The organism is Nocardia sp. NPDC019395, from assembly GCF_040632335.1.
GTDB lineage: Bacteria > Actinomycetota > Actinomycetes > Mycobacteriales > Mycobacteriaceae > Nocardia.
Window position 1 is genome coordinate 16,708 of the sequence record NZ_JBEYBT010000022.1, and the last position, 12,130, is coordinate 28,837.

13 protein-coding genes and 1 tRNA gene are annotated in these 12,130 nt (G+C 65.6%); 5 read left to right on the plus strand and 9 right to left on the minus strand.

Going from position 1 to position 12,130, the window contains the following annotated elements; genetic code table 11:
* Positions 1 to 2: 2 nt before the first annotated feature.
* Positions 3 to 416, minus strand: coding sequence for a DUF4267 domain-containing protein (locus ABZ827_RS28295; RefSeq protein ID WP_357243022.1), 414 nt, complete (start codon positions 414 to 416; stop codon positions 3 to 5).
* A gap of 86 nt (positions 417 to 502) precedes the next feature.
* Between ABZ827_RS28295 and ABZ827_RS28300 the strand changes: the two genes are divergently transcribed.
* Together ABZ827_RS28300 and ABZ827_RS28305 are read left to right on the plus strand one after the other, a co-directional pair.
* A complete protein-coding gene (locus ABZ827_RS28300; protein WP_357243025.1) occupies positions 503 to 1,075 on the plus strand; it encodes a TetR/AcrR family transcriptional regulator in 573 nt (190 codons plus the stop codon).
* Positions 1,076 to 1,121: 46 nt separating this feature from the next.
* Positions 1,122 to 1,571 (plus strand): MaoC/PaaZ C-terminal domain-containing protein, encoded by a 450-nt coding sequence (locus ABZ827_RS28305; RefSeq protein WP_357243028.1) that lies wholly within the window; start codon positions 1,122 to 1,124, stop codon positions 1,569 to 1,571.
* A gap of 86 nt (positions 1,572 to 1,657) precedes the next feature.
* Here ABZ827_RS28305 and ABZ827_RS28310 read toward each other — a convergent pair whose 3' ends face one another.
* The gene (locus ABZ827_RS28310; RefSeq protein WP_357243031.1) at positions 1,658 to 2,860 is read right to left on the minus strand and encodes a helix-turn-helix domain-containing protein; all 1,203 of its coding nucleotides are present in this window, start codon (positions 2,858 to 2,860) and stop codon (positions 1,658 to 1,660) included.
* Between the two features lie 194 nt (positions 2,861 to 3,054).
* On the opposite strand from ABZ827_RS28310, the gene ABZ827_RS28315 reads away from it, so the two are divergent.
* Both ABZ827_RS28315 and ABZ827_RS28320 read left to right on the plus strand, forming a co-directional pair.
* A complete protein-coding gene (locus ABZ827_RS28315; RefSeq protein ID WP_357243034.1) occupies positions 3,055 to 3,318 on the plus strand; it encodes a hypothetical protein in 264 nt (87 codons plus the stop codon).
* Between the two features lie 147 nt (positions 3,319 to 3,465).
* On the plus strand, positions 3,466 to 4,314 hold the full coding sequence (locus ABZ827_RS28320; protein ID WP_357243037.1) for a hypothetical protein: 849 nt from the start codon (positions 3,466 to 3,468) through the stop codon (positions 4,312 to 4,314).
* Here the strand turns inward: ABZ827_RS28320 and ABZ827_RS28325 are convergent.
* Both ABZ827_RS28325 and ABZ827_RS28330 read right to left on the minus strand, forming a co-directional pair.
* Positions 4,296 to 4,523 (minus strand): DUF2510 domain-containing protein, encoded by a 228-nt coding sequence (locus ABZ827_RS28325; RefSeq protein ID WP_357243040.1) that lies wholly within the window; start codon positions 4,521 to 4,523, stop codon positions 4,296 to 4,298. The genes ABZ827_RS28320 and ABZ827_RS28325 overlap by 19 nt on opposite strands.
* 76 nt (positions 4,524 to 4,599) lie before the next feature.
* Positions 4,600 to 5,049, minus strand: coding sequence for a hypothetical protein (locus tag ABZ827_RS28330; protein WP_357243043.1), 450 nt, complete (start codon positions 5,047 to 5,049; stop codon positions 4,600 to 4,602).
* A 418-nt stretch (positions 5,050 to 5,467) separates the two neighbouring features.
* Between ABZ827_RS28330 and ABZ827_RS28335 the strand changes: the two genes are divergently transcribed.
* Positions 5,468 to 5,908, plus strand: coding sequence for a hypothetical protein (locus ABZ827_RS28335; protein WP_357243046.1), 441 nt, complete (start codon positions 5,468 to 5,470; stop codon positions 5,906 to 5,908).
* A gap of 222 nt (positions 5,909 to 6,130) precedes the next feature.
* On the opposite strand, the gene ABZ827_RS28340 is transcribed toward ABZ827_RS28335, so the two are convergent.
* The 5 genes from ABZ827_RS28340 to ABZ827_RS28360 form a co-directional block, all read right to left on the minus strand.
* Positions 6,131 to 6,206: transfer RNA gene (locus ABZ827_RS28340), tRNA-Thr, on the minus strand.
* 57 nt (positions 6,207 to 6,263) lie between these two features.
* Positions 6,264 to 7,454 (minus strand): DNA polymerase III subunit delta', encoded by a 1,191-nt coding sequence (locus ABZ827_RS28345; protein WP_357243049.1) that lies wholly within the window; start codon positions 7,452 to 7,454, stop codon positions 6,264 to 6,266.
* A 145-nt stretch (positions 7,455 to 7,599) separates the two neighbouring features.
* Positions 7,600 to 8,106 (minus strand): DUF664 domain-containing protein, encoded by a 507-nt coding sequence (locus ABZ827_RS28350; protein WP_357243051.1) that lies wholly within the window; start codon positions 8,104 to 8,106, stop codon positions 7,600 to 7,602.
* Between the two features lie 64 nt (positions 8,107 to 8,170).
* Positions 8,171 to 11,086, minus strand: a complete 2,916-nt coding sequence (topA, locus tag ABZ827_RS28355; RefSeq protein WP_357243054.1) for a type I DNA topoisomerase — start codon at positions 11,084 to 11,086, stop codon at positions 8,171 to 8,173.
* 538 nt (positions 11,087 to 11,624) lie between these two features.
* Complete coding sequence (locus ABZ827_RS28360; protein WP_011206895.1) at positions 11,625 to 11,831, minus strand: cold-shock protein; 207 nt, start codon at positions 11,829 to 11,831, stop codon at positions 11,625 to 11,627.
* Positions 11,832 to 12,130: the final 299 nt, after the last annotated feature.

Here is a 12,130-nt window from a genome sequence, read left to right on the forward strand (position 1 = left end):
CGCTATCCGGCCTGCGCGAGCGCCCCGGCGCCGGCACGCTCGCGGATCAGCAGCACCCCGGTGAGTGCGACGAGCGCGGCGGTCAGTCCGTGGATCCCGAAAGCGGCGGCGGCCGAACCGCTGTGGAGCAGAACGGTGAGCATGTCCCCCACCGGGATCAGCGCGAACCCGAGCGTCACGACTCCCAGTGCGAACCGCTGTCCCAATGCCAGCAGCGCCAGCAGGACGATCCCGGCGACCGTGTCCCGGACCCCCTTGAGATTCGAGAACGCCGCCGCCTCTCCGGTGGGCCACACCGGCAACCCGAATCCCGTAGCGGCCGATTCGGGGGCAACCAGGTAGCCGATCCCGATATAGAGGATGAATATCACCCCGATCAGGGACAACACGGTGGTGACGCGGTGAGTGGTGAGCATGTCCGACTCCATATCTAGCAGCGCTATATCTGATAGCGACACTATCCTGCTGGCGCTACTTTGTCTAGCGATGCTAGATTCGAGGTATGGGTATCCAGAGCAGACGGGACCGGGACCGCGCCGAACGCCACCGGCTCATCATCGACACGGCCCGGAACCTGGCGGAGACGGACGGCTGGGACGCCGTCACCGTCCGCAAACTCGCCGACCGGATCGAATACAGCCAGCCCGTCCTCTACAGCCACTTCGCCGGCAAACGAGCCATCGTCACCGCGGTCGCCCTCGACGGCATCACCGAACTCGCCGAATCCCTCCACCGCGCCCGCACCGCCGCCCCGGACGAATCCACCGCCCTCGCCGCCGTGGCCCGCGCCTACACCGACTTCGCCGCGGAAAACCCCGCCCTCTACGACGCCATGTTCGTCCTCCCCACCGACCTCACCTTCGGCGACGGCGCCCCCGAACCGCTCCGCAATGCCTTCGCCGAACTGGCCACCACCTTCGCCCCCTTCGCCACGACAACCGACGTGGAAACCCTCACCGAAACCATCTGGAGCACCCTCCACGGCCTGGTCACCCTGGAACGCAACAACCGCCTACGCCCGGGTCACCGCGAACAGCGCCTCGCCATCCTGCAAACCTGGCTGGAAGGGAAATAAGCGCGGCCCCGAGCAGCCCGGCGAGCCGGCACCTAGCCTCGACGAAATGATCGTTATCGATGCGAACGACGACCTGAGCAGACATACCGGCGCCGAAGCAGTCAGCGCGTGGCAGCCGCTGAGCCAGCAGCGAGTCACCGATTTCGCCGACGCCAGCGACGACCGCAACCCCCTCCACGTAGACCCCGGCTTCGCCCGGACGACTCCCTACGGTTCAACGATCGCGCACGGCTACTACTTCATGGCCACCGCCCCGAGCCTTCTCGAAACCCTATGGCGGCTAACCGGATTCTCCTTCGCCGTCGCCTACGGCGTCGACCGGATCCGCTTCCCCTCTGCCCTTCCCACCGGCACCCGGTTCCGGTTGCGGCTGAAGATAATCGCGATCGAGCAGATACCCGACGGCATCCAGGTACGCACCGACCTCACCTTCGAGGGCGAGGAGCTCGAACGCCCCGTATGCGTAGCCGAATCCCTGTATCGCGCCTACCGATAATCGTCAGGGCTTCCGGGAAGACTCCCCCGAGCCACGGTACGACAGAACGCTGAACTGGAGACAGTACGCAGCGCTCGGCCATTACGTCAGATGACAGAGTGGCCGAAACCCTCGCCGACTTCCTCCAAGACCGCGCGGGTACGGTCCGAGTCCACAGCCGCCAGCGTTGCGAGCACCGGCCGCACAATTTCCGTCGCCCCGGCCTCATCGCCCATCCGCCACCGGATGAGCGCGGTTTCCGCACAGGTGATCGCATGAACCCTGGCGTGGGTGGATGGATTCCACATCGATGCCGCCAATGCGTAATGCTGCTCTGCCGCCACCAGATCTCCAACGGCTTCGAACGCCTTGGCTGCCTGGTGCGGAACGATAGCTCCGGTAGGGGTCCACCCAGCCATCCACCGGGGGAACTCCAGGACAGTCCCGGTGTCCATATAGGGCTCGGCCCGGCGCAGCACCACCCGCGCCTGAGCAGCGTCTCCGCTTTCGGCATGGCACCGGGCCAGCGCCACCACGAACAGGGCCGAAGCGACCCCGCTGACCTGCCCATCTGCCCGCAGCAACGCGTTCTCGGCAAGGTTGACCGAGTGGCGGCGCTGTTCGAGATCGGCCCCCTGCAGTCCGAGAATCCGCAGCGCCCAGGCATCGTGTCCAGGAATCCCGGACTCCTCGGCCAATCGCAACGCAGACATGTAGTAACGCTGCGCAAGACCATCGGCCCCCGCATCGTGCGCTTTGAATCCCGCCAGGTACGCCAATTCCGCCGCAGCGCCGAATGCCTGAGAACGCACTTCGGCGGTGGCGAACTCGGATCGCAGCAGCGCCGCCACGTCGGTGCTCAGGAACTCGGCGACCGCCGTGCGACCCGCTCCACCTCCCCGAACCTCATCGAGCCGGTGAAATGCGTCGGTAACTCCGTGGACCGCCTGGACTTCGGCCATTCCGACGTGGCGTGATTCTCCGACTGTCGCGAGTCGCGCAGCTTCCGGAAGAGATGCCAGAGCCGTTGCCGACAGGGCAGCGCTGTAGGCGGCGCGACGCAGGAACGATCGGCGGTCCACATCGTTGCGACCGAGCACAGCGGCCGACGTCACCGGGTCAGCGGCGGGTCCGCAGACCTGGTCATACCAGGCGATCACCTCAGCGGTCGGTGTACGGGTGCCGGTTTCGTAATGACCCAGCGCCGCCTTGCAATACGGGATGCGCGCAGCCAGGGCAGCCAAACTCAGCCCTGCGGCTTCGCGGGCGGCGCGCAGCCGTGCGCCGGTTGCGCGGGGATCGGTGTCCACAACACACACTTTACGTGGCTAGCGCTGTAGACGGCTGTAGACCGCAACCTTGTGACCAGGGTAAATATCCACGCCTACCGTTCTTTTCAGCCCCGCCGCCGGGTGATCGAGTCCCCGGCGGCGGGTGCGAGCCAGCACCAGCGACGGCAGGGGACACGATGCGGCCGACCGCATTCGGATGGGTGGATGACGATGTGAGCACAGCGCCCGATCGGGACCGGGCGCAGGTGCGTCGGCTGGCCGAGCGGCTCGGCTACGAGATCGTATGGCCCGACGAATGTTCGGTGCTACCGGTCGCCGACCAAGCGCGGAACGCGGCGGCGGATGTGGTCGTCCTGCCCGCCCCGGACCACCTCGGCCCGCTCGAGCTGAACCGCGTCATGGATATTGCCGACGTGGAGACAGTGCTACCCCGGCTGTCGTTCGCCCGGTGGTCGATATCGGGGCCGGGGCGGTGATCGTGCTCGGGTGGGTGGCGGTGGTCGGTATTCCGACGGCAGTGCTGGTCTGGGCTGTGTTCTGGCCGGAGCCGGACCAATCCGCCGATAGACAGGAACCCGGTCAACAGCACACGGGAGGTGCTGTGCGCCTGGAGAATCGAGAGTATGACCGGTCTCGCACTGACACCTGAGCGCCGAACCGAACTGGCCGCCCTGCTCGATGACGGGCCGCGGCTGGCGGCGGAGTACCCGAAGGTCGCCGAGTATCTGGATACCGCGCCGATGCTGTCCGGAACCGGCGATCCCGAAGCCGACGCCGCATTCGATCTACGGCTCGTGCACTTCATGACCGCCACCGGAGTCGGCAATCCGTACTGGGAGATCGTCGGGCCGGCAGTCGAAAGCGACCGCAAGCGCCGGGTGGCCGACGGGGGAAGCGCGAACGGAAGCGTCCGGCTGGGGTTCGCGCAGACGATCCTGCAAGCTGCTTACGCCTATGCGATCCCCTCCCCCGAGTCACTGGACTGGATAAAAGCCTTCAGCGACGGGCGGAAGGTAGTCGAGCTGGGCGCTGGACGCGGCTATTGGGCGAGGCTGCTCACCGACCTGGGCATGACGGTGCGGGCGTTCGACTCCGAACCGCCCGGCAGCTCGGCCAACCCGTCCTTCCCCGTTACGGCCGGGCAGCCCGCCGTGTGGTTCCCGGTCGGCGGCCCGGGCGAGTTCGCGGCCGAACTGGATGAGGACTCCGTGTTGTTCCTGTGCTGGCCGCCGGGCTGGGGTAACCCGATGGCTTCCCGGGCGCTGGAACTGTTCGAGTCGAGAGGCGGGCGGCGACTGGTGTTCGTGGGTGAACCCAAAGGCGGCAAGACCGGTGACGATGCGTTCTTCGATCGACTGTCGGCAGCTTGGTCGCTGGAGAGCGTCGATGAACGGTTCGTCTCGTGGTGGAATCTGGCCGATACCGCGCAGGGCTGGATTCTGGAACCCAGCCGTCAGCGATTCCGCACCTGATCGGTCCACATCTGCCCATCGAACCAGCGCAGCCTACCGGGATCACCATTGTCCGGATACCAGCCGGGGGCCGGTCCGACCGGCGGCCGGTGCTGGGCCGGGCGGCTCGAGGACGATTTCGCGACCACAACGATCACAGTGATGATCCCGCCGAAGAACGCCAGCCCGATCAACATGATGAGCCAGTGCCAGATACTCAGCGATACCACGAGCCCTCCCCCTGTTACGAGAGCGGTCCGCTGACTCCGGCCGGGAGCAGCGGACCGCTCTGTGTGGAGGGAAAGATTAACCGCTGCTGCCGAACAACGGAACGCTGGCACCTGTCACTTCGACGGTGACCACTTCACTGGCCGATGCCGAAGGATCGTCTCCGGCCGGCGGAAGATGCTCGGCGCAGCGGCCGACCACACGCACGGGGCCGTTCTTGTCGACGTCCAGTGACTTGTGTTGTGTCGCGCCGGGACCTGCCACCGATTCTTCGACGCCGAAATCGTGGAACTGCGCACCGATAGTGAAGACGGCGCCGGTGTCGGCGTTCTCGGCCCAGCACACTCCCCGGTCGTTCTGGTTGACGATCTTCGCGCCCACATATCCCCCGTTCTGTGCGGAGAACTCGACGATCGGTGGCAGCAATTGACCGGAATCGGCACCCGCCGTCCCGGGAATCGCCATACCGATCACACCGGCAGCCGGGATCAGATACATCAAAGTCTTACGTATATATCGTTGAACCACGGCGGAGATGGTAACAATGCGAATGCACGATACCCCCAGTCGTGGAAAGGATTTCGCGTTTTACCAGACCACTGCTATCTGCGGCTCCAGACGCGCAAGTGGGTCACCGCGGCGAGTGAACCGGTTGCGATCGACAGGATCGCATTCCTGAGTCGCACGGGTTTCGTGTTCAGATGTGAAACGACCTGGTACACCGCCCCACGCCCTACGCGTCCACGTCAGCACCCTCGAGGCCGGAGGGAAGCGGGAACGCAATGCGGGCCACCGGTCAGCAGGGCGACGCGACCGGAGGTCACGCAGGTGTAGCTGGGGCTGTGATGCCAGATCCGTTGACCCATTATGGACACCTGTCTATTCTCCTGTCTGGAATTGTCGTGCTCGGCGCTCCGGTTCGCCGCTGCCTGAAAGGACCCGAAAAGTGACGAAGGTTCCTACCCGTGACGCCCGTTTGGCGCACGCTTCCAAGCACGCCGAACTGTGGAATGCGGGCCGCAAAGATGAATGGGTCGCGTCCTGGCGCACGATCATCCCGGCTGGTGTGCGCATGTTCGACCCGGTCGGTACCGAGGAAAAGACAGGGTTCGAGGCCGCAACTACGCACGCATGGGATCTCTTCCAGCAACTGCTGCGGATCACGATGCTGACCGTGCAGGTCAACGGCGACGAAATGGCATGGGTGTGCGAGAACCGGTTCGGCAGTGATGATGACGTCGTAATGGTGCACAGCATCGAGACGTTCGCCTGGGATACGAACGGCGACCTGCTGATCAAGACCTACTACCCGATGCCCGAGCGTGTCGGTGCCGACCAAGACCCGTACGCGCACATCCTCGACGGCGGGGCTACCGGTCATTCCTGACGGAACCACAGCCGGTCGACCGGGCAGAGCGCGCCGCTCGAGGGTCGCACGCCGACAGTGCGTTCACGATGCGCACCTACCTGTATTCTCGGGACGATGCACCGGCTCCGCAGTGGGCACTTCGGATGCCTTTGTGACAAACCGTGACAATCCGGCTGCTGCGATGTCTCGGCGTAAACATCGCACGGGGCGGAAGCCGACTGGTTGGAGTCGGCTTCCGAGTGGAGCCGCCTAGGAGAATCGAACTCCTGACCTTTTCATTACGAGTGAAGCGCTCTACCGACTGAGCTAAGGCGGCGTGCCGTTCGGCGACGCGAGTCTATCGTCTCCCCGTGGGGAACGCGAAAACGGGTGGTCAGGATGCCTGCGCCAGCAGGGCGGCGGCCATCGCGGCGAGTGCGAATCGGGGTTTGACGTTCAGTTCGAGGGCTTCGCGGCAGGCGAGGATAGCATCGATCGAGCGGAGCAGGCCCTCGGGGCGGATCCGGGTGGCCAGGTCGCGGGTCCGGTCGGCCATATCGGGGTGGGTCATGGTGATACCGCCGGGGTCACCGAAGCTCACGGCCAGGGCATCGCGGTAGAGGCCGGCGATATCGAGGAGAGCGCGGTCCAGGGCGTCGCGGCCGGTGCGGGTGGCCCGGGATTTCTGGCGGCGTTCCAGATCTTTGAGTACCCCGGCCGAGCCCCGGGTGGCGCCGGCCGCGCCTTTACCGGTACCACCGGCGCCGAGGGCGGTAGCGAGTTCGTCGCGTTCGCGGTCGTCGCGTTCCGCGCTGAGTTCCTTCGCCTCATCGTCGGCAGCTTTGACGAGTTCGTCGGCGGCCACGTAGGCGGTTCCGCGGGATACCGCGGCGACGAGGTCGAGGGCGCGGCGGCGGCGTTCGCGAGCTTCCTCGTCGGTGGCGAGGCGCCGTGCCCGTCCGATATGGCCACCACTCACGGCGGCCGCCCACTCGGCGGTTTCCGGGTCGAGACCGTCGTGATCGCGCAGCACCCGGGCGATCGCGGGTGCCGACGGGGTGACCAGATGGACGTGCCGGCAGCGCGAGCGCAGGGTCACCGAGATGTCTTCCGGGTCCACCGATGGCGCACACAACAGGAAAACGGTCCGCGCGGGTGGTTCCTCGACCACCTTGAGCAGCACATTTCCCGCGGCTTCGGTGAGCCGGTCGGCGTCCTCGATCACCACCACCTGCCAGCGGCCGGTGCTGGGCCGGCGCGCGGCGATCTGCACGATCCCGCGCATCTCCTTGGTGGAGATGCTCAAACCCTCGGGGATCACCCGCCGCACATCACCGTGTGTTCCGGCCAGCGTGGTGGTGCACGCGTGACAGCGACCGCAACCCACTTCCTCCGGATCGGTGCATTGCAGGGCGGCCGCGAAACACAGCGCGGCCACGGACCGCCCGGACCCCGGTGGACCGGTGAACAGCCACGAATGTGTCATCGCGCCCTCGGCCGCGCCGGAGCGCCCGGCCACGGCGGCATCGGTCAGTTCGGCCGCCACGGTCTCCTGCCCCACCAGCCGATCGAAGACACTCGTCACGCCCACACCCTAATCGACACCGGGCACGAGCTCCCCCAGCACATGACCGGCGCCGGCGGAGATACGCAGAGCAGACGCGGAGGTTCGCCTGATCGGCATCGCCCCCTCGTACATAGCCCGCACACGGCCGGGGCGATGACCGAGCCTAGCCCGCGCGCTGAGCCGTCGTGTTCGCCCCGTCCAACTGCTCGCGAATGATATCGGCATGCCCGCTGTGGTGAGCGATCTCGCGAAGGATGTGCAGGATCATGAATCGCGCAGACCACCACACCCGGCCGGGAACCCATGGGTTGGTGGGCGTGGGGATGGAAGCATCCAGATCCTCCACTGTGCGAATGAGTTCCGCGGTGTTCGCGGCGACCCGTTCCCATTCCGCGAGCAGATCGTCGACGGTTTCATCATCGCCGATGATGTACGCACCCTCGTAGTCTTCCAGCTTCTGTTCCGCGGTCTCGTCGCGTTCGACGAGTACCTCGGTCCACTCCTGTTCGCAGCTGATCAGATGGTGCAACAGACCGCCCAGAGTGAGTTCGCTCGCCGTTGTGCGCTGCCGCGCCTGCTCCTCGCCGATCCCTCGCAGGGTTATCCGGAACATCTCCCGCTGCTCATCGAGCAGTTGGACGAGGTCCTCACGTTCCTGGCGGCCGGCCATCGGCGCTCCTTCTCACTGGACGGTATGCGCGCGTCAGGCTACGGCGTGGGTACGACAACCCGGATTATTCGCTGTCCTCCGCGGTTGCCCGGCTCGCGGACTGCTTCGCCGGAGCTTTCTTGGCGGCCGTTTTCTTGGCCGGCGCCTTCTTGGCGGCGGTCTTCTTCGCGGTCGTTTTCTTCGCCACGGTCGTGGTCTTCTTCGCCGCGGCCTTCTTGGCTGGTGCCTTCTTGGCGGTCTTCTTGGCCGCCTTCTTCACCGGACCCCGTGCCCGCCGATCGGCCAGCAGCTCCGAGGCGCGTTCGTCGGTGATCGACTCCACCTCGTCGCCCTTGCGCAGGCTGGCATTGGTCTCACCGTCGGTGACGTAGGGCCCGAACCGGCCGTCCTTGATCACCATCGGCTTATCGGTGGCCGAATCATTGCCGAGTTCCCGCAGCGGCGCAGCGGCCGCGGCCTGTCTACCTCGGCGTTTCGGCTCGGCATAGAGCTTGAGGGCCTCGTCGAGGGTCACTGTGAAGATCTGATCCTCGGTCGCCAGCGAACGCGAATCGGTGCCCTTCTTCAAATAGGGCCCGTACCGCCCGTTCTGCGCCGTGATCTCCTCCCCGGACGCCGGGTCCGTGCCGACCACCCGGGGCAGCGAGAGCAGTTTCAAAGCGTCTTCGAGCGTGACCGTCGAGGGATCCATCGACTTCAACAGCGACCCGGTGCGAGGTTTCGGACCGTTCTTCTTCGCGGTCTTCTTCGCCGCCTGATCCTGTTCGGTCTCCGGCAGGATCTCGGTGACGTAGGGCCCGAAACGGCCCTCCTTGACGAAAATCTCGTGCCCGTTCGCGGGATCCACGCCGAGCGCGCGCCCCTCTTGAGGAGTGGCGAACAGTTTCTCCGCGACCTCTTGGGTCAGTTCGTCCGGCGGCAGGTCGTCGGGCAGATTGGCGCGCTGCGAGGTCGGTTCCGCGTCCGGATTATCGGGGTCGGTGACCATCCGCTCCAGATACGGCCCGTACCGGCCGACGCGCACCACTACATCGCGGCCCGCGTCATCGGTGAACAGTTTGATCGAATTGATCTCGCGGGCATCGATATCGTCGAGCCGTTCCCCGACCATCTTCTTGAGCCCACCGGATCGCGCGACCGATCCCTCGGCCCCGTCGTCGCCACCGAAGTAGAAGCTGGACAACCAGTTTCCGCGCCGGGCGCGGCCGCCGGCGATCGCGTCCAGATCGTCTTCCATCGCGGCGGTGAAGTCGAAATCGACCAACCGGCCGAAATGCACCTCCAGCAGACCCGTCACCGAGAACGCGACCCAGGACGGCACCAGCGCGCTACCGCGTTTGTAGATATAGCCGCGGTCGAGAATCGTCTTGATGATCGAGGAGTAGGTGGACGGCCGCCCGATCCCGAGTTCTTCGAGGGTTTTGATCAGCGAGGCTTCGGTGAATCGCGCGGGCGGATTGGTGCTGTGGCCGTCGGGGTTCAGTTCGACAGCGGTAACACCCTCACCCTCGTCGAGCTGGGGCAACCGGGTTTCCGCGTCGTCCGATTGACCGCCGGCCTCCTCGTCGACGCTTTCGACGTACGCCTTCAGGAAGCCTGGGAAGGTAATGGTGCGGCCGGAGGCGGAGAACACACATTCCTCACCTGTGCCGGCGGTACCGGTGATCCGCAGCGTGAGGGTAGTTCCCTTGGCATCGGCCATCTGCGAGGCGACGGTCCGCTGCCAGATCAGCTCGTAGAGCCGGAACTCGTCGTTGTCCAGGCGGGCGTGCAACTGACCGGGTGTGGCGAAGGTATCGCCGGCCGGGCGGATCGCCTCGTGTGCTTCCTGGGCGTTCTTGACCTTGCGGGTGTACTGCCGGGCCGTCGGATGCACGTATTCCGCACCGTACAACTGGGTGGCCTGGGCGCGTGCGGCGTTGATCGCCGACTCCGACAGCGTCGTCGAGTCGGTACGCATATAGGTGATATAGCCGTTCTCGTACAGCCGCTGCGCAGTGCGCATGGTGCGTTCGGAGGTGAAACGCAGTTTGCGGCCCGCCTCCTGCTGCAAGGTCGAGGTCATGAACGGCGCATAGGGCTTCCGGGTGTACGGCTTGGACTCCGCCGAGGTCACCACGAGGTCGGTGCCGTGCAATGCCTCGGCCAGCCGGCGCGCCCGCGCCTCGTCCAGGACCAGTGCCCGGGAGTCGGCCTTGAGTTGCCCGTCGGATCCGAAATCGCGACCGGTGGCCACCCGGGCGCCGTCGACATCGACCAGGCGAGCGGAGAAGACGCGCGGATTGGCGGTATCGGACTCCCCGCCCGCGTCCAGCTTCGCCGCGATATCCCAGTACTCGGCCGAACGGAACGCCATCCGCTCGCGCTCGCGCCGCACGATCACCCTGGTCGCGACGGACTGCACCCGGCCCGCCGAAAGCCTCGGCATGACCTTCTTCCAGAGCACCGGACTGACCTCGTAACCGTACAGCCGGTCCAGGATGCGCCGGGTTTCCTGCGCGTCGACCAGATCGTTGTCCAGGTCGCGGGTATCCGCGGCGGCCGCCCGGATCGCGGGCTCGGTGATCTCGTGGAACACCATCCGGCGAACCGGAACCTTCGGCTTCAGCGTCTCCAGCAGATGCCAGGCGATCGCCTCGCCCTCACGGTCGGGGTCGGTGGCCAGATACAACTCGTCGGCGTCCGCCAGCAGACCCTTGAGTTCGGTGACCTTCCCCTTCTTATCCGGGCTGACCACATAGATGGGTTCGAAGTCGTTGTTGACGTCCACGCCGAGCCGCGCCCAGTCCTGGCCCTTGTACTTGGCCGGCACATCGGCGGCCCCGCGGGGGAGATCGCGGATATGCCCGACCGACGCCTCGACCGTATAGTCCCGACCCAGGTAGGGCGCGATTTTCCGCGCTTTGGTCGGGGACTCGACGATTACGAGACGACGCACGGGACGACCCGCCTCGGCTGCGCTACGGTCTCGTGTTGCCACCGGCGAATCCCTTTCCTTCTCGACCCGCGCAACGCTGCTCGAGCGCAGGCCGCGGCTGGATGAACAGATGGTGACGGCGAACTTCACCACCAGACACGTTTATACCTTGACGCTGCGCGTGGTCGAGCGGTTGCGACCATCGGGCGATGGCGCGTCGATGCCGTTCAGTATGCAGGGCGCGAGGCCGCTACGGCACGCACGGTAGGCCAAGCACCTGTGCGTTGTCGATGTGAGCGGTACCGGCGGGCGGCAATCGTTCGAGCGCCCGCGCGTGGCGGAAGGCGAACGAGATGCGTCGGCGGACCACGAGAACGGTGTCCCGGCAAGGGCGGACGCACGCGATGAACGGCCGGCCGGAGCGGATGCCGGGGCACCGGAAGGCACGCTGCCGGATCGAATGACCGCAGCCGATGAATGGCCGGACCGGGTGGGCGGGAAACGTGTGGCCGGTCCGGGTGCGGAGGTACGCATACTCCACATATAGTTCGTCCCTCGGTCCCGTTACGGGATCGAGGGACGAACTGGGAGGTGTGCCCGCTCAGCTGAGCGCGCGAACTCCGGTGGCCTGCGGGCCCTTGGTGCCCTGGCCAACCTCGAACTCGACCTTCTGATTTTCTTCGAGGGTACGGAACCCCGAACCCTGGATTTCGGAGTAGTGGACGAAGACGTCCGCAGAGCCGTCTTCGGGCGCGATGAAGCCGAAGCCCTTCTCCGCGTTGAACCACTTCACAGTTCCCTGTGCCATTCTGTTCCTTCTCTTTTCTTACTCGGAACGGCGGACAACTGGGTTTCGTCCACCGGGCCCGTTCCGGACCGCTGTACTCTGGACTCCCGTGGGGGTCTTTCGTAAGCGGTTCGCAACATCGATCCTGCCCAGGGTTTGGACTTTGCATCCGTTCCCTCGAACACAGAAGCTTGCGACCGAGACCCAGTGAACCATGTCTTTGGGAAATTCAACAGCGGAGTTACCGACAATTTGCAAAAAAAATGATCTCGCGAATGCGGAGATAAGGGATTGCCCGCCGGAATCTGAACCTCCGGTAT

Bases quoted from the DNA above. Each gene is read 5' to 3' on its own strand.
- ABZ827_RS28320 (WP_357243037.1), top strand. From the start codon at position 3,466: ATGACCGGTCTCGCACTGACACCTGAGCGCCGAACCGAACTGGCCGCC.
- ABZ827_RS28295 (WP_357243022.1), bottom strand. From the start codon at position 416: ATGCTCACCACTCACCGCGTCACCACCGTGTTGTCCCTGATCGGGGTG.
- ABZ827_RS28350 (WP_357243051.1), bottom strand. From the start codon at position 8,106: ATGGCCGGCCGCCAGGAACGTGAGGACCTCGTCCAACTGCTCGATGAG.
- ABZ827_RS28300 (WP_357243025.1), top strand. From the start codon at position 503: ATGGGTATCCAGAGCAGACGGGACCGGGACCGCGCCGAACGCCACCGG.
- ABZ827_RS28305 (WP_357243028.1), top strand. From the start codon at position 1,122: ATGATCGTTATCGATGCGAACGACGACCTGAGCAGACATACCGGCGCC.
- ABZ827_RS28360 (WP_011206895.1), bottom strand. From the start codon at position 11,831: ATGGCACAGGGAACTGTGAAGTGGTTCAACGCGGAGAAGGGCTTCGGC.